Annotated in this window: 17 protein-coding genes and 1 riboswitch; of the genes, 7 read left to right on the top strand and 10 right to left on the bottom strand. The window is 53.9% G+C overall.

Annotated features, from left to right (window positions below):
* Positions 1 to 58 precede the first annotated feature (58 nt).
* On the bottom strand, positions 59 to 1,189 hold the full coding sequence (locus tag A936_RS04785; protein WP_008455175.1) for an ABC transporter substrate-binding protein: 1,131 nt from the start codon (positions 1,187 to 1,189) through the stop codon (positions 59 to 61).
* Positions 1,190 to 1,378: 189 nt separating this feature from the next.
* Between A936_RS04785 and hopBF1 the strand changes: the two genes are divergently transcribed.
* Positions 1,379 to 1,990, top strand: coding sequence for a T3SS effector protein kinase HopBF1 (gene hopBF1, locus A936_RS04780; protein WP_008455173.1), 612 nt, complete (start codon positions 1,379 to 1,381; stop codon positions 1,988 to 1,990).
* Between the two features lie 11 nt (positions 1,991 to 2,001).
* A complete protein-coding gene (locus A936_RS04775) occupies positions 2,002 to 2,457 on the top strand; it encodes a GNAT family N-acetyltransferase (RefSeq protein ID WP_157141378.1) in 456 nt (151 codons plus the stop codon).
* Here A936_RS04775 and A936_RS04770 read toward each other — a convergent pair.
* Positions 2,444 to 3,379 carry a LysR family transcriptional regulator gene (locus A936_RS04770; protein ID WP_008455169.1) on the bottom strand — a complete coding sequence of 312 codons (936 nt, stop codon included), beginning with the start codon at positions 3,377 to 3,379 and terminating at the stop codon, positions 2,444 to 2,446. The two genes, A936_RS04775 and A936_RS04770, sit on opposite strands and share 14 nt — an antisense overlap.
* Positions 3,380 to 3,634: 255 nt before the next feature.
* Between A936_RS04770 and A936_RS04765 the strand changes: the two genes are divergently transcribed.
* The gene (locus A936_RS04765) at positions 3,635 to 4,246 is read left to right on the top strand and encodes an FMN-dependent NADH-azoreductase (protein WP_237717565.1); all 612 of its coding nucleotides are present in this window, start codon (positions 3,635 to 3,637) and stop codon (positions 4,244 to 4,246) included.
* 65 nt (positions 4,247 to 4,311) lie between these two features.
* On the opposite strand, the gene lpxO is transcribed toward A936_RS04765, so the two are convergent.
* The 4 genes from lpxO to A936_RS04745 all read right to left on the bottom strand — a co-directional run bounded on the left by lpxO (position 4,312) and on the right by A936_RS04745 (position 7,809).
* Positions 4,312 to 5,214, bottom strand: coding sequence for a lipid A hydroxylase LpxO (lpxO, locus tag A936_RS04760; protein WP_008455165.1), 903 nt, complete (start codon positions 5,212 to 5,214; stop codon positions 4,312 to 4,314).
* Positions 5,215 to 5,351: 137 nt separating this feature from the next.
* A complete protein-coding gene (locus A936_RS22585; RefSeq protein WP_083845840.1) occupies positions 5,352 to 6,326 on the bottom strand; it encodes a YadA C-terminal domain-containing protein in 975 nt (324 codons plus the stop codon).
* Positions 6,327 to 6,574: 248 nt separating this feature from the next.
* Positions 6,575 to 6,964 (bottom strand): DUF943 family protein, encoded by a 390-nt coding sequence (locus A936_RS04750; protein ID WP_008455161.1) that lies wholly within the window; start codon positions 6,962 to 6,964, stop codon positions 6,575 to 6,577.
* Entirely contained in the window at positions 6,964 to 7,809 is an 846-nt protein-coding gene (locus A936_RS04745) for a DUF3289 family protein (RefSeq protein WP_008455159.1), read from the bottom strand. Before A936_RS04745 ends, A936_RS04750 begins: the two co-directional genes overlap by 1 nt.
* 779 nt (positions 7,810 to 8,588) lie before the next feature.
* Positions 8,589 to 8,685: riboswitch (TPP riboswitch) on the top strand.
* 38 nt (positions 8,686 to 8,723) lie between these two features.
* Between A936_RS04745 and thiM the strand changes: the two genes are divergently transcribed.
* From thiM to A936_RS04725, 3 genes are all read left to right on the top strand, one after another.
* A complete protein-coding gene (gene thiM, locus A936_RS04735; RefSeq protein WP_008455155.1) occupies positions 8,724 to 9,512 on the top strand; it encodes a hydroxyethylthiazole kinase in 789 nt (262 codons plus the stop codon).
* Entirely contained in the window at positions 9,509 to 10,309 is an 801-nt protein-coding gene (gene thiD, locus A936_RS04730) for a bifunctional hydroxymethylpyrimidine kinase/phosphomethylpyrimidine kinase (RefSeq protein ID WP_008455152.1), read from the top strand. Before thiM ends, thiD begins: the two co-directional genes overlap by 4 nt.
* An 86-nt stretch (positions 10,310 to 10,395) precedes the next feature.
* Positions 10,396 to 11,142, top strand: coding sequence for a GntR family transcriptional regulator (locus tag A936_RS04725; RefSeq protein WP_008455149.1), 747 nt, complete (start codon positions 10,396 to 10,398; stop codon positions 11,140 to 11,142).
* Here A936_RS04725 and A936_RS04720 read toward each other — a convergent pair.
* The 3 genes from A936_RS04720 to A936_RS04710 are packed head-to-tail and all read right to left on the bottom strand — an operon-like array spanning position 11,116 to position 14,391.
* Positions 11,116 to 12,096, bottom strand: a complete 981-nt coding sequence (locus A936_RS04720; RefSeq protein ID WP_008455147.1) for a PfkB family carbohydrate kinase — start codon at positions 12,094 to 12,096, stop codon at positions 11,116 to 11,118. The two genes, A936_RS04725 and A936_RS04720, sit on opposite strands and share 27 nt — an antisense overlap.
* Positions 12,083 to 13,096 carry an ADP-ribosylglycohydrolase family protein gene (locus A936_RS04715; protein ID WP_008455144.1) on the bottom strand — a complete coding sequence of 338 codons (1,014 nt, stop codon included), beginning with the start codon at positions 13,094 to 13,096 and terminating at the stop codon, positions 12,083 to 12,085. The genes A936_RS04720 and A936_RS04715 overlap by 14 nt, the downstream gene beginning before the upstream one ends.
* A gap of 2 nt (positions 13,097 to 13,098) precedes the next feature.
* Positions 13,099 to 14,391 carry a nucleoside permease gene (locus A936_RS04710; RefSeq protein WP_008455141.1) on the bottom strand — a complete coding sequence of 431 codons (1,293 nt, stop codon included), beginning with the start codon at positions 14,389 to 14,391 and terminating at the stop codon, positions 13,099 to 13,101.
* A 259-nt stretch (positions 14,392 to 14,650) separates the two neighbouring features.
* Between A936_RS04710 and fbaB the strand changes: the two genes are divergently transcribed.
* A complete protein-coding gene (gene fbaB / locus A936_RS04705) occupies positions 14,651 to 15,703 on the top strand; it encodes a class I fructose-bisphosphate aldolase (RefSeq protein WP_008455139.1) in 1,053 nt (350 codons plus the stop codon).
* A 175-nt stretch (positions 15,704 to 15,878) separates the two neighbouring features.
* Here fbaB and yegS read toward each other — a convergent pair whose 3' ends face one another.
* Positions 15,879 to 16,778 carry a lipid kinase YegS gene (gene yegS / locus A936_RS04700; RefSeq protein ID WP_008455137.1) on the bottom strand — a complete coding sequence of 300 codons (900 nt, stop codon included), beginning with the start codon at positions 16,776 to 16,778 and terminating at the stop codon, positions 15,879 to 15,881.
* Positions 16,779 to 16,858: the final 80 nt, after the last annotated feature.

Below are 16,858 nucleotides of genomic sequence, written 5' to 3'. Positions count from 1 at the left end.
ACCGAGTGGTTGGATGACCGCTCGGCAGTACAGATGAACAGACCGGGAATTCAGGTTGTTAAGGGATAACCCAGAACACGCCGCTGTAATCCAGGGCGGTGAACTGCTTGTGAGCTTGCTCGATGTCGGCCTGTGGATCGATGTCTTTGAACAAATCCGGGTGCAGGAACTTAGCGATGGTTTCCACCGCAATATAGTTCAGCGGAGAGTCGTAGAATTGATGGTAAATCGCCATCACGCGCTTCTCTTTCACCGCCGTGAGCACGTTAATGCCGGTCCGGTTCATCAGCCCTTTGAGCTTCTGTTCGGCCACGGTTTTATCGGCCATATAGCCCAGCGGCACGGCTTTTGGCGAACGGTTGCCGCGGTTCCAGTCGGCACCCGTCATCAGGTAAAAGTCCGGGTTGCTGGTGATCACCTGCTCGGTATTCACCTGGCCGCTCATTTCAGGGAACAGCTTGCTGCCAATATTGTTGCCACCGGCGGTATCAATAAACTGGCCGTAGCTGCCCTTGCCGAAAGTCTGGCAACATTCGTCGCCGCGAATGCCCGCCGCGCGTTCAATAAACACGCTCGGGCGCTGCTCAGGTTTCAGCGTCGCCACGCGCTCGCGCACCAGGTTCATCCTCTGCTGGTAGTGCTGAATAAAGGCGTCTGCGTTTTTCTGCTCATCAAACACTTTGCCGAGTAACTCAATGCTGGGCAAAGTGTTGGTCAGCGGCTGCTGGCGGAAGTCGATAATCAGCACCGGAATACCCACTTTTTCCAGCTGGTTCAGCACGCCGCTGTTCTTCAGTTTGGCCAGCACGCCGATGTCAAAAATAATCAGATCCGGCTGTAAGGTGACCGCTTTTTCAACGCTGAAATCCGTGTAGTACGGATTTTCAAACATCGTGATTTTGCTTACCTGGGGGAATTTTCGCGCATAGGCGTCCGCCAGATCGGGCGCTTTGGTCTTCAGCGAGTTATCCCAGGCAATGATGTTTTCCAGCGGATCCTTCGGGTGAATAATATTCAGCGCCAGCAGGGCGCGCGCATCGGCCAGCATCACGCGCTTTGCCGGACGGGGCAGCGTCACTTCCCGGCCCGCTACGTCGGTAACAACAATCGGGGCGGCCTGGGCGGCGAAGCTCAGCAGGGCAACGGCGGCGAGCAGCCAGCGAGCTTTGGCGGTAAACACTGTGAACATGGATGACCTTCAGAACGGGAAAATTTAGGAAGGGAATGATAATCGATCTCATAGCGTTTGGAATGGGGACGCGGGAGTTTTTCTGGTTACGAAAGATGCCAGGGCGAGGCTGACGGGAACCTGTCGTCTGCTTTGGCCACTCAAGGGCTTTACTGAACCGTGGTGTTGAACCACACAGGAGAGTCCATCGTGTATAGCGTTTCAAACAATGCAGCCCAGGGGCGGCACTTTCATACGTCTAATGTACAGACACCGGCCACGGCGTTTCAGGATGTACCGTCGCTGGGGCAGAAAATTGGCGCAGGTAGTCAAAAAGATGTTTTTCACTCACGACAGGATCCGCGCAAGTGCCTGTGCCTGTTCAGACCCGGCACCACCGGCACCATTTCAGCGGAGCAGTACGCTTTAAAAGAGCTGGAAACGACCAAACAGCTTAAGCATCTCGGTTTTCCCGTGGTGGACGCTCATGCATTGATTAAACATGGCGGTCACGTGGGCGTGGAGAAAGACTACATTCACAACGCTTTTGATTCCGAAGATATCGTGAATAATAAGAAAAGCCTGCCGGACGATAAGAAATTCAATCAAAATGTCCTGGCCGACTGTAACGCCATTATTAACAAGCTGAAAAATCATGAATTGCACATCGACGATCTGCAATTCTTAGTCGACAGCCATGGCCGCGTGCTGATCAACGATCCGCGCGATGTGATTCGCTCCTCGCCGGAGAAAAGCATCAGTAAAGTTAACGAGCTGCGGGCTCATGCTTTAAATAACCTGCTGGATATTGATAGCGACTAGCAGTGGGATTAATGGGAGGGATAACCGTGCTGCGAATAATGTTGGTGACGCCGGATAACAAAGGCTTTGCCTCACTCAAAGCGCAAAGCGTTGAGGAACAGTACAATATGCTGCGCCGGCTTGAAGCCAACTGGCTTAGCGGAGAAAACCGTTTTGACTTGCCCGGAGAAAAACTACTGGGTGTCTTTGCCCGTGAGGAACTGGTCGGCATTGGCGGGCTTAATCGCGACCCGTTTTCAGCAGACGAACGCGCGGGGCGTATTCGACACCTGTACCTTAGCCTGGCCTGGCGGGGAAAGGGAGCAGGGCAGCAACTGCTGCAGGCCCTGGTTGCCGGCGGAGACCACTGGTTTGATTTTTATAACACCCATGCTCCCGAACACGCCTTTCGTTTTTATGAAGCCGCCGGGTTTCAGGCCGTTTTCGGTGAGGAGAGGGTGACTCACCGGTTGCTTACTCGCCGCTAGTTTTGGGCGAACTGGCGGCCAGTTTTGCCGGGCAGAGGTTTTTAAGCCGTTCAATCAGCCAGCGTCCGGCCGGGCCGGGCGGGGAGGCAATCGGGTAGACGCCAAACATCGGCAGTGCGAGCCCTGCCGGCGGAACATCCTCAATGTTCAGCCGCACCAGCCGCCCCTCGCGAATATCTCGTTCGACAACGTGTGACGGCATGCTGCCCCAGCCGAGGCCATCGAGCAAAAAGGCGTGTTTGGCCAGCAGATCGCCCAGCCGCCAGGTGGAAGGTGACATCACGCCAAACTCTTTCCCTTTGGAAAGCTCCGAGCGGTCGGTCAGCACCAGCTGAACGTGTTTGGTCAGTTCGGACTTTGGAATGATGCCTTCGAACTGCGCCAGCGGGTGATCGGGCGCGGCTACCATCACCAGCGAAACGCCGGTCAGACGCTCCCCGGTCAGCGAGGCCGGCATATCCGGCAGTGAGCCCAGAATACCAATCCCCGCGCTGCCGTTAAGCACCGGTTTGTAGCCCCCACCCAGCGCCTCTACAAACAGACGCAGCGGCGTGCCGGGAAACTGTTCGCGGAAGGCTTTGGCCGCCGAAGTCATCGCCTCCAGCGGGAAGAAAACGTCCACCACCACCGAAAGTTCAGATTCCAGCCCCGACGACATACCGCGCGCTCTCGCCTTCATAAAATCGACGCCAGAAACAATGCAGCGGGCATCGATCAGCAGCACTTCACCTTCTGGCGTTAGCTTTGGATAGCGGCCGGAACGGTCGAACAGCTGCACGCCGATCTGGGCTTCCAGCCCCTTAATCAAATCGCTGATCACCGACTGGGCGCGGTACATCTTGCGAGCAGCCGCAGAGAAGCTGCCTTCGTCGACGGCGGCAATAAACGTGCGAAGTTGGTCCAGCGAAATACCGTCCAGCATTGTGGTTCCTGCCTGGCTGTCAAGGGATGAAGCGCAATATAGCCCTTCGGCATGGGTTTGTCATTGGCGATGATGTATCGGACATGGCGATGGATTGCATCGAAATATAACGGCTATTCGGGTGGGAAAGGCGGTGGCATAGTGGCTGCCATGTCCAGAGAATCTTAAAGATTGAGCACACCTATGTTAACGGCTCTAAAAAAACTCTTAACGCGCTTATCCCCTAAATCAGACTCCATTTCAGAGGCCAAAACGATGTCGACTATCCTGCATATTGATACCAGTGTTCTGGGCGGTTATTCCGTCAGCCGCCAGCTGTCCGCGGAGATTGTTGCCCGCCAGAAAACGCTGCACCCCGGTGCCACCGTGATTTACCGCGACCTGGTGCAGTCCCCGGCTCAGCACCTGTCCGACAAGCACATTGCCGCTTTCCAGGGCGCGGAAGTGACCGACGCTGAGCTGGGCGCAGATCTCGCGGCCGGTGGGGCGTTTATTGACGACCTGTTCGCCGCAGACGTGATTGTCATTGGCGTGCCGATGTACAACTTTTCTATTCCATCCCAGCTTAAGGCGTGGATCGACCGCGTTTGTGTGGCTGGACGCACCTTCCAGTACGGCGCCAACGGCCCGGAAGGCCTGCTGCCAAAAGGCAAAAAAGTGTTTATCGCTTCTTCGCGCGGCGGCCAGTACACCGGCGACAGCCCGGCGGCATTCCTGGAGCATCAGGAATCCTATTTGAAAGCGGTACTGGGCTTTATTGGCCTGACCGATGTGACCATTATTCGCGCAGAAAACCTGAGCCGTGGCGACGAAGCGAAAAGCGCCGCACTCGCCGATGCGAAAAAACAGATTGCGTCACTGGCCTGATTACGGATAACGGATAACGAGCCCTGGCTATTACTGCAAAGGCTCGTTTATTTCGCGGATGTGAACTAAAACGCCCGCCAGATAAGCACGGCAATCCCGCCAAACAGGATCCATTTCACGATGTAATACACCGTTTTATTCCAGCTTTTTAACTTCTTGCCGACGATACGAATCTGATAGATGTAGCGGAAAGCGCGGTTGATCCCACCGATGCGGTCGTTTTCATCGTTAGGTGCCGACGCGGCGCTCATCAGGTTGCGCCCCAGCCAGTGGTTAACCGCCTGAGCCCAGCGGTAGCGCATCGGTCTTTCCACGTCGCAGAACAGAATCAGGCGATTTTCGCCGCTGGTGTTTTCCGCGTAGTGAATATAGGTTTCATCGAACAGCACGCCTTCACCGTCCCGCCAGCTATAGCGCTTCCCGTCCACTTCAATAAAGCAGCGATCGTCATTCGGGGTCGCAAGTCCAAGGTGAAAACGCAGCGAACCGGCGTACGGATCCCGATGCCTCGGCAGGCGGCTGCCGTCGGGCAGGGTGGCGAACATCGCAGCTTTGATGGAAGGAATGGTGCGCAGCAGTTCGGTGGTTTTCGGGCACAGTATGCTGGCCGACGGGTGGGCGTTTTCATACCATTTCAGGTAAAAGCGCTTCCAGCCTGTTTTAAAGAAGGAGTTGAAACCGGCGTCGTTAAATTTATCCGCGGCTTTTATCTGCTCCATTTGTTGCAGATGCATACCTTCGTCGCGAATCACTTCCCAGTTTTCCCGCAGCGTTGTCAGCTCGGGAAAGGTTTCCGGTGTTAAATAGGGCGTATTCGGCACCCTGGAGAAAAGATACATAAAACCGTTAAGCGGGGCGGTAAACGTGGAATGGTCCGAAAGCTGCCGCCAGAAACGAAAGCGAATCTTGCCGCGATAATGCACATAGACCACTGAAATAATAATGATGAGTAAAATAATATATTTCATGTTGTTCTCTGACCACTGTGTTTTTTTGCTCATTCCCTGCCGGGCCAAAGCCCCGACTGCCCAAAATGCGCCTTTGAAAAGGCGCTGAAATAGAGCTTAGCAGTGGTTTTAACGAAGTAAATGTTGCCTGGGAAAACTTACCAGCCTACAGATAACCCCGCGCCGTAACCCATATTGTTTTCTGTATCATCACTGACGGTGGCTTTCACAACAACAGCATTTCCGATACGTGTAGAGGCGCCCACGGCTAAAGCATTTTCACCTTCATAGCCGCCAATCCCTGCCCCTATAGCCACGGTTTGATTATTCATCACCTGCGGTATATTGCTCATTGCCATCGCGCCAGAGATACCCGCGTTGGCCTCTTTTTGATTATTGTTAACTTCGTCTTTTAATGCAGAAAATGCATTATTTAATTTGTCTATCGATAGGCTGTTGGCCTGAATCAGGCGGGTATTATTTTCTGCATGTTCCGTATTTAAAGAAATATTGTTAGCGTTAGTGGATACGCGTGCCTGCGTTGCCGTATCAAGTTTCGTTTCGGCGGTTATCAGGCCATTTTTGCCATTAATACCATTTGTTCCGTTTTTACCATCAGCGCCGTTTTTAACCTGAGACTGGACATATTCGATCATCGCTTTGTCCTTGGCTGCCTGGCGGTCGGCATCTGTCAGCGGGCTGTCCAGGTGTGAACTTTTATCGGCTGTGGACGGTACAACCGGATCCATAATTATCGCCGTTGAAGGGGTAAGCGTGCTGGCGACGATTGAGTGGGGAGCATCGAGATGCGGCGGAACGGGCTCTGAATGATTCCCGTCCATATGCGGGGTCGTCACCGTCCCACTCACAAAATCGCTGGTATAGTTTGTCTGATGGGCGCGATCGTAATCCCGTACAGCCTGCTGCTGCGACGCATCCATACTTTCAAAACTGGCCTTTGCTTCCTGCCAGGTAATAGATTTATTCACCATATTATTATAGAAGTCGCTTACCACATCAGCCCTGGCTGAAGTCGAAAGGACCAAAATACCAAACACCAAAGCCATTGATTGACCAAAGTTAAAGGATTTCATTTTTCTCTCACCATAAATAAATTGAACGGTCCAATGCATTATTGAGTGCACTAATAACGGCCATGAACTATCCCGAAATGTGACAATGCAATCCTTGATCTAAATCATAAGAAAATTCTTAGTGGAGAGTGTTTAAAAGCGATAAAACAGGTCGTTCACATTCATTATTTGCGCTGGTGCCAGGCTGCTCACACCGCTGTTACAATCGGGGTGAAAAGGGGTAAGGCGCTTACGTTTGAAAGTGCAGTTACTGGCGGGCCGCTTGATGGCAGAAGAGCGTGGAGCGCCTAAAAGTCATAGCTTGTGCTGCCATCGCGTTCACGCCAGATCTGCATGATAATATTTTTATCAATACAGTTTTTAGGTGGCTTTACATCCTTAAAGCATAATCGATCTTCTTTTCCTTCTTCCTGATAACCATCACCGAAAGCAAACACAGAAATAAGAAATGGGCCAGCCTTACCAGAAGGGATATGATATTGCTCTCTAATCTGGTTCTGATTGCGTTCCCACCAATGAATTTTTGCCGACTCAGTGAACGGCAGTCTATCAACGAGGATTACGGCAGTACTTCCATTGTAATGAGCGCCCTTAATCATCGCATTTCTATTACCTAAGACGTAATAACCACCATAACCCAATAAGGTTACCAGGATCAGAATTGTAAATATACGCATCAGCGTTTTCCTTCTATGTCGATCACTGCTTCCATATTTGTTAAAAATGGTTTAAAGCCAAATCGACTAAATCGCTGTAATACAAACCATATTTTAAAAAACTGGAATTGGTTGAATTTTTTCTTTCTTATGTCATCAACATCTAGCCCAAAATGGTCTTGCCCTGTAAATTTAACTCTTGATTTCCAACCGGAATCGTTCACATCAAAACTTATTATATCTATTTTTGTTGCGTAAACATCATGAACGGTGATCCCCATTCCGTTGATCTTATCATGTATAGGTGAGTTGAACTTAGGAAGAATAGATATTTCAATTGCAGCTTCAAGGTCTTTCAACCTATCTTGAGGGAATCCTTTATTTTGATAATCAACAAGTAACCCAATAGATTTTCGCATGTAAGTTACTGTGTTTTTTGTAGAATAATTAGAGTGTAATTTATGGCTATATGCAGCATTTAAGTGCTCATCATTAAACGGCGTTCCAGATGAACGATAAAAATGCCTTAGCATTTGATTAATCAAATATTTGTACGGACCTATACAAGAATACGGAAGAGATGTTTTTAGCATTTCTTCAAAAAGTAGCTTTGCACATTCTTGAATGCTTACAGTCCCGGAGTTATGCTTTCCACTGTATACGCCTGCAAATCTTGATTGGGGGTTATCGAACGCGGTAAGCCTGGTTAATGTGTAAGGGTCTACGACATTTGATACGTTTGTTAACCCAAACTCTCTTTTTAATCTGTCTTCTGACATATCGCCGTAACGCATATCATTAGCACTATAATCATTAAAAGGTTTAAGTGTAGTAAATACAGTTTTTGGAAATACAACATTAGCCATGTGGGGTGTTCCTTTCCCTTAAAAATATTAATACAGATATAATAGCACTGGCGAAAATCTGTGCAATTATTTAGATGGTGAATGAATTTGTGCGGTTTATTGATTTTGAAAATGAAAAAGCACGATATAGCAGAGGGTTAAACAGTCGCCTCAGGACTGTTTCAGTAACGCAGCCAGCACGCCGACGATGCGGGCTTCAGGATCCTGCTCGCGTTTTGGCTGCGTTGCCGATCTGCGCATTGGCACGGCCCAGAGCTGGAGGTACTTTTTCCATCTTGGTGCTGACGATATTAATTTTCTTGAACCTAATATCGACGATCGGACACTGCCCGGTTTGCCCGTCATTTCGGGTAATCTCGACAAGGTTCATTATGGGTTCAGCGATGAATTCGGAGTGCATATTATATTCCAGTTGATTGATAATGAAATTTTAAAAATTATTGATCAATAATAGAAATCAATAACTAAATAATTATCTATAAAAACGGTCAATGCATATAATTGATTTGATAATTTATTTTTAAGATTATTCTTGTAATTTCTGAGGCTAAACGGTTTTCTTCTTCACATTCAGATCTATGGATTTAAAAACAACAACGAAAACGACAACTGAACGAGGCTGGAGCAATCCGGTTTTTTTGTCGTTTGGCTGTGGGATACAGCGAGAGTCGCGATACCGCGCACATGCCGTTTTTGAGGGGGTTGCGGCTTTGGCTTTCCGCTGGCATGATCCAGAACAGGGATTAACGGGATGTTAATCGCAAGCTTTTGATTTTGATTTAAATGACTCGGGGTGCCCTTCCTTGTGAAGGCTGAGAAATACCCGTACCACCTGATCTGGATAATGCCAGCGTAGGGAAGTCAGATGCCTGTTCGGCGTCCCTTCTTTCACGCCGGACAGGAGCCTTACCGTTATGCAACCTGACCTGCTACCCGGCGCAACCGCCGCCTCTGTTTTGCACCACCTCCGTCAGCATTCGCCGCTGGTTCACTGCCTGACCAATGACGTAGTGCAAACCTTTACCGCTAACGTGCTGCTGGCGCTTGGGGCTGCCCCGGCGATGGTGATTGAAGCCGAAGAAGCGGCACAATTTAGCGGGCTTGCCAGCGCGCTGCTGATCAACATCGGCACCCTGACTTCAGAACGCGCGACGGCGATGCTGGCTGCTATTCACGCCGCCAATAGCGCCGAAACGCCGTGGGCACTAGACCCGGTCGCCGTGGGTGGTTTGGCTTTCCGCACGCGCTTCGCTCGCGAAATTATTCAACTGAAACCAGCCGCCATTCGCGGTAATGCGTCTGAAATCATGGCGTTGGCAGGGGAGCAGGCCGGAGGCCGTGGCGTAGACAGCACCGATGATGCACTTTCGGCGATCCCGGCGGCGCAAAAACTGGCGCGCGAAACCGGTGCAGTGGTTGCCGTAACCGGAGAAACTGATTACGTCACCGATAGCGAACGAACGTTTGCCGTGACCGGCGGGGGAGAACTCATGACGCGTGTGGTCGGCACCGGCTGCGCGCTTTCCGCCGTGGTTGCTGCGTGCTGTGCTTTACCGGGAGACAGGCTGGACAACGTCGCCAGCGCGTGCCGCTTTATGTCGCTTGCCGGCGAGCAGGCCATCGCCGCCAGCCGTGGGCCGGGCAGTTTTACCCCAGCCTTCCTCGACGCCCTTTATCTGCTTAACGCGGAGGGGCTGGCATGAAACGCATCAACGCATTAACTATTGCCGGAACCGATCCAAGCGGTGGCGCGGGGATCCAGGCCGATCTGAAAACTTTCTCCGCGCTCGGCGCTTACGGCACAAGCGTGATCACTGCGCTGGTGGCGCAGAATACCCGTGGCGTGCAGTCCGTTTATCGTATTGAGCCTGAGTTTGTGGCGGCGCAGCTGGATTCGGTATTGAGCGATGTGCGCATCGACACCACAAAAATTGGCATGCTGGCAGAGGCCGATATCGTTGAAGCCGTCGCAGAGCGACTGGCGTTCTATAAGGTACCAAACGTGGTGCTGGACACGGTGATGCTGGCGAAAAGCGGCGATCCGCTGCTGGCCCCGTCGGCGGTGGAAAGCTTACGTCGGAAGCTATTGCCGCATGTCGCGCTGATCACGCCCAATCTCCCTGAAGCGGCAGCGCTGCTGGATGCGCCCCACGCGCGCAGTGAAAAAGAGATGCGCGAACAGGGTGAAGCGCTGCTGGCAATGGGCTGCGAGGCTGTGCTGATGAAAGGCGGGCACCTCGACGACGCAGAAAGCCCGGACTGGCTATTTACTCGCCACGATGTCCAGCGCTTTACCGCGCCGCGCGTGCAAACAAAAAACACCCACGGCACCGGCTGCACTTTATCTGCCGCGCTGGCTGCGCTCCGCCCCCGCCATGACGACTGGGCGCAAACCGTGGCTGCCGCAAAAATCTGGTTGTCGAAGGCGCTGGCTCAGGCGGATTCGCTGGAGGTCGGGCACGGTATCGGCCCGGTACATCATTTTCACGAATGGTGGTAACTGTCGGTTAAGAGAGAAGTTTTTAGCCAGCGTAATACCAGTGGTACTATACTGGCTTCATCTTCCCTGCCGGACAATTGCGTACCATGGAACAGGCTCATCACCAGTTAGTTGAACAGCTCAAACAGCGCTTTTCCGCTCCGGATAACGCTCCTCTGTACCTCAGGTTTGCCGAAACGGTGAAAAACGCCGTGCGCGCGGGCCTGTTGCCGCAGGGCAACATCCTGCCGGGGGAGCGCGATCTCAGCCAGCTCACGGGTGTGTCACGCATTACCGTGCGCAAGGCGATGCAGGCGCTGGAAGATGACGGCGTGGTGACGCGTTCGCGCGGCTACGGGACGCAAATTAATGCGACGTTTGAGTATTCGCTGAAAGAGGCCAGGGGCTTTTCGCAGCAGGTTGTGCTTCGGGGTAAAAAGCCAAATACGCTGTGGGTGAACAAACGCGTGGTGAAATGCCCGGCAGACGTGGCTGAACAGCTCGCGATCCCGGCGGAAAGCGAGGTTTTCCTGCTCAAGCGCATTCGCTACGTGGATGAAGATGCGGTGTCTATCGAAGAGTCTTACGTGCCGACCGGGCTGATTGCCGACCCGGATGAGATTGGCGTTTCGCTGTACGACTACTTCCGCAGCCAGAACATTATTCCTCAGCGCACCCGCAGCCGGGTCAGCGCCAGAATGCCGGACAGCGAATTCCAGTCACACATCAAACTGGAAACGCCGGTGCCGGTTTTGGTCATCAAACAGGTGGCGTTCGACCCGCACAACCGGCCCATCGAGTACAGCATCAGCCATTGCCGCAGCGACTTATACGTTTTCGTCTGCGAGGAGTAAGGTTTGCTCGAGCTGCGCGAGTTTTGGCGCGCAGTCCCCGCCCCGGTGGCCGACCACGTAGCTGGCTACCGCATTCCCGAGGCAGACTGCTTCTTCCAGGCTCCAGCCTGCCGCCAGGCCCGCAATTGTGCCGCCCGCATGGCTGTCGCCCGCGCCGATGGTATCCACGACGGTAGTCGGGAAGGGCGCAGCGATCCCTATGTTATCGCCGGCCGCAAACCACGCGCCGTCCTTATCTAAACGAACGATTAGCGGGCTGCCGTAGCGGGTGAGCCATGTACGGCAAATCGCTTCAATATTTTCCGCTTCCACGTCAAGCCATTCGGCAACAATCGCCGCTTCCTGACGGTTGAGCGAAACAATCGGTTTGCAGGCCATAATCCGCGCCAGCAGCGGCTGCGGGATATCCGCGATACGCGGGCCAAAGTCGATGAACGGGGTAATTGCCCGCAGCGACTCCAGCCAGCTAACGAGCAGTTCCGCACACGGCCCGGCAAGCTGGTAGCCAGAGAGCGAGAGCAGGCTACCTGGCGGGATGGTCAGGCCGTCAAGCCAGGCCTGATTCCACTGATGCTCGACGCCGCGAAACGACATAAAGGTGCGTTCGCCGTCGGGTTCGACCAGTGCCAGGCACCAGCCATTGTCTCCCGTATCGGTGTGGATCTCGCTGCGGATGTGCTGTTTTTCCAGGCTGTTGCGAATAATGTCGGCCCAGGTGCCCTGGCCAATTGGCAGCGCGTTCTGCGAGTCAATGCCGAGGCGCGAAAGCGTGATGGCGATGTTCAGCGCGCAGCCGCCAATGTTCACGCCCTGCTGATGCAGTTCGATATCGCAACCGCGCCACGGGAGGGCGTAGGCGTCGGCGATGACGTCAATCACCGCCGAACCGAGCACGCAAACCGGGCGTTGAGCCTGCAGCTGGGGCAGTTTGCTCAGCAGTTCATTTGGCTTCATGGCTGGCCTCTCTTTGCTGGCGATAGGCCATAAAGATGCGGCTGTAGCGCGTGAAGTCGAGCTGGTTCTCTTCATCCAGCTCCTGTTTCAGCGCCGGGTCGATGCTTTCCACGCCGTTCAGCGCGCCGCAGATAGCGGTGGCCATAGCGCCGATGGTGTCGGTGTCTCCGCCGAGATTGGCGCACAGGATGGCGCAGCGGTTAGGGTCGGTTTTCGCCAGTTCGACCATCGCAATCGCCGCCGGTACCGACTCAACGGTGCTGGTACCGGTGCCGACCAACTGGTAAATCTCTTCCATGGCGGATTCGGTACCGCGCGCTTTTCTTGCCACGCTCAGCGCTAATTCCAGGCGTGCCGCGAGGGACGCGCTAAATGTCGTGATGCGTTTTTCCTGCGCGTGGCGGGCGATGGAGGGCAGCTCATCGCAAATTGTGGCCCAGCTTGCGCCGTCGATAGCGCGGGAAATGGCCCAGGCAATAACGACTGCCCCGGCAATGGCCAGATCTGATTTGTGCGTCGGGCTCGAAGCTAACGCGACCTCGTCCACAAACTCATCGAGACTGGCCGTGGGCAGCAGGCAGCCAAGCGGGGAGGCACGCATCGCCGCCCCGTTGGTTACGCCGTTGTTTTCCAGCTCGCTTACCGGCGTGCCTTGTTTAATCGCATTCAGGGCTATTTTCGACGTCGGGCCGAGCACGTTTTTGTTAAACGCGTCGAACCCTTCTGCCCACGCCAGAATATGGCGGCCAATGGCGTCCGGGTTGATAACCCCGTGGTGCTCGATGATGGCGTCCGCCAGCGCCAGCGCCATTGAGGTGTCATCGGTAAACTTAGCGCGGGCAAAATAACAGGCGGCGTTGTTTTCTGCCGGACCCGGCAGGAACTTGTCTATCCAGCCGAAGTGGGCCTTCACCCGCGAGCGCGGCCACAGTTCGGACGGCATCCCCATCGCATCACCTAACATCTGGCCGTAAAAGGCTCCCAGAATACGATTTTCCATTGTTACGCTTCCTTTAATACTTTTTCAGATTCATCACCGGCAACGGCGATGGCAGCAATCTCTTTGTCCGACTCGCGGAAGAAGACCATGAACAGCACGGCGATGACGGCAATCATTATTGCGCCAAAGCCCCACATCCCCGCCCAGTTAAAGGTCTGACCGTTCACCGGTGAGGAGTAAGCAAACATTTTTTCCATCATTTTGCCGCCAAAGCTGTAGCCCAGCAGGCTGCCGAAGCCCTGGCAGCAAAGGGTGATCAGCCCCTGCGCCGCGGTGCGCATGTACACCGGGGATTTCTTGTCTACGTAAATGTAGGCGGTGACGTAGTAGAAGTCGTAGCTCACGCCGTGCAGCAGAATGCCGAGGAACAGCAGGCCGTAAGTGAACAGGTGCGACGCGTCGCCGTAGACAAAGAAGCCGTAGCGGATGGCGGCGGTGATCAGACCCAGCAGCAGAACCTTTTTAATACCAAAGCGCTTAGTGAAGAACGGCAGCGCCAGCATAAAGAAGATTTCCGAGAACTGGCCAAGCGTCATCCAGCCCGTGGCGTTGTGCATCCCGACTTCGGTCAGATAGCCGTTGGCGAAGATGTAGTAGAACGCCAGCGGCATCGCAAACAGGAAGGAACAGAAGAAGAAGACCAGGAAGTTTTTGTCCTTCAGCAGCACCAGCGCGTCCAGGCCCAGCATCACCTTCAGGCTGAGCTTGCCGGTGCTTTTCGGCGGCGTGTTCGGCAGGAACAAAGCGAATACGCCTAACATAACCGAGCTGATGGCGGTGATCAGCAGCGGTACGTTGGTTGGCGAGATATCGCTAAAGCCCATTATCTGCGGCAGGAAGCCACACACGATCCCGGAGGCAATCCAGCCGATGGTGCCCATCACGCGAATACGCGGGAAATCACGCTCCACGTCGTCGACGTTGGAAAACGCGATGCTGTTGGTCAGCGCGATGGTTGGCATATAGGTGAGCGAGTAAGCCAGCAGTAACGGGAAGAAATAGACAAACTCCGTTTGCTGGGCGGCCAGATACATCAGCCCGGCGCCGACAAACATCAGCAGCGCCAGTACTTTTTGTGCGGCAAAGAAGCGGTCGGTCAGCGAGCCGACCAGAATAGGAGACAGAATAGCAGCGATGGCGGTGCAGGCGTAGGACCAGCCGATTTCACCGGCGGTAAAACCACTTTTGTTGAGGAACAGCCACAGGGGCAGAAACCAGGCGCCCCAGATAAACCATTCCATAAACATCATGAACGAAAGGCTAATCGTTGTACGTTTCATGCTCAGGACCTTCATGACAGGTGTAGGGTGTGCCTTAACCATACCAATTAATAATACCTTTTAAATACCTTTGCGTCGATTCTATGATCGCCTTTGCAAAAATAGCCGGGGTGGCCACCTGGCTTTACTCCTGGAAAGGAGGCAAAAGTGCGCTTGAACTGGCAAATCCCCGCCGTCGGTACCAGGCTTAGTGCGGCCGGTTTTTTCGACCCGGCAGAACAGGATTCTTCATGCGCAGCGGGCAGGGGGCTCGCTGCCTTTACGGGAGCGTATTATGACTGATATTGCGCAGTTGCTTGGCAAAGATGCCGACGGCTTGTTACAGCATCGTTGTATGACTATTCCGGCAGACCAGCTTTATCTGCCCGGCTCGGACTACGTTGACAGGGTGATGGTAGACAACAATCGCCCGCCTGCGGTGCTGCGAAACATGCAGACGTTGTACAACACCGGGCGTCTGGCTGGGACTGGCTACCTCTCTATTCTTCCCGTCGATCAGGGCGTTGAACACTCGGCGGGGGCTTCTTTCGCCGCGAACCCGCTCTACTTCGATCCGAAAAACATCGTTGAACTGGCCATCGAGGCAGGCTGTAACTGTGTGGCTTCTACCTATGGCGTACTGGCCTCGGTTTCACGCCGCTATGCCCACCGCATTCCGTTCCTGGTGAAGCTTAATCACAATGAGACGTTGAGCTACCCGACCACCTACGACCAGACGCTGTACGCCAGCGTAGAGCAGGCCTTCAACATGGGCGCCGTTGCTGTCGGGGCCACGATTTACTTTGGTTCACCGGAATCCCGCCGCCAGATTGAAGAGATCTCCGCCGCCTTTGAGCGTGCGCATGAACTTGGCCTGGTCACCGTGCTGTGGGCCTATCTGCGTAACTCCGCATTTAAAAAAGACGGGGTGGATTATCACGTCAGCGCCGACTTAACCGGGCAGGCTAACCACCTGGCGGCGACCATCGGGGCCGATATTGTGAAGCAAAAAATGGCGGAGAATAACGGCGGCTATAAAGCGGTAAACTTTGGCTACACCGACGAAAAAGTTTACAGCAAGCTGACCACCGACAACCCTATCGACCTGGTGCGCTACCAACTGGCTAACTGCTATATGGGCCGTGCCGGCCTTATCAACTCCGGCGGTGCCGCTGGCGGTGAAACTGACCTGGCGGATGCGGTGCGTACGGCGGTGATCAACAAACGTGCGGGCGGTATGGGGCTGATTCTGGGGCGCAAAGCGTTCAAGAAATCAATGGCCGACGGCGTGAAGCTGATCAACGCCGTGCAGGATGTTTACCTGAATGAGAAAGTGACCATCGCTTAAGCTCTGTTGAGTAAGGTTATAAGGCCCTCTTTTATGAGGGCTTTTTTATGCGGATTTTTATACTGTGGCATTATTACCCTCACCCTCACCCTCACCCTCACCCTCACCCTCACCCTCACCCTCACCCTAACCCTCTCCCTGGAAGGGAGAGGGGAAAAGGCTTCACCGTGCTGGCTTACCCCAATAGCGGGCAATTAGGCGGTAAACGACAGGCCAGCGCATTCGGATGCACTTCAATGCGAAAATGCCGTCCGCTCAGCGGTTCCCCGTCCAGGTTAAAGGTAATATCGTGCGGGGCCGAAATCTCAAACCAGGCCGATTTCCCTTCAATAATGTTTGGGTTTTCATCCGGGCGCGTGAGCGTAGTCAACAGCGCAGGAAGCAGGTCTTCACCGGTGAAAATCCGTAGATCAAGCAGCCCGTCGTTGATCAACGCCTCCGGGCAAAGCTGTTGCCCGCCGCCGGCCTGGCAACCGTTACCGATGCCGATCACTAATGCGTCGCCCTGCCAGCTAAAGCCTTCTCCGCGAATGTCGCAGCGATCCGGCTTGAGCATGTCCATGCGCATTAAACCGTGAATAAAGTATGAGACGCCGCCAAGCGCTGCTTTGAGTTTTTCTGGCGTTTCGGTGGTGATGCGTGTGCCAAATCCGCCGGTCGCCATGTTGATGAAGAAGGCTTCATCGTTGACCTGCACCAGGTCGATATTGGCGGCTTTGCCAAACAGCGCGAGGCGCAGCGCTTTTTCAAAGTCCTCAGGAATACCGACGCTGGTGGCAAAGTCGTTGGCCGTCCCCAGCGGGAGAATGCCCAATGCCGGGCGGCTGTCCGGAGAAAGCTTCGCGAGGCAGGTGGCAATCTCATTGATTGTGCCGTCACCGCCGCCGGCAACCACGGTGTCTACGCCTAGGCTCAGGGCTTCGTCAATGTAACGTTCGGCATCACCTTTTTCCCAGGTCACCCTGATATGCAAGGTGTAACCTTCCTCACGCAGCGTATGCACGGCCTCGCGCAGCTGTGGGTTACCGGCGCCTTTACCGTTCAGAATCAAAAATGAATGCGGGGATCTCTCCATGACTTACCTCAGAAAAGTGAGCATTATCAAAGTGTAGAGCAAAGTGGGCGCGGGGGAGTAAGAACTGGCTGAATCAGCGG

It is taken from the genome of Enterobacter sp. Ag1, assembly GCA_000277545.1.
GTDB lineage: Bacteria > Pseudomonadota > Gammaproteobacteria > Enterobacterales > Enterobacteriaceae > Cedecea.
This window is presented reverse-complemented; position numbering and strand designations above follow the sequence as displayed.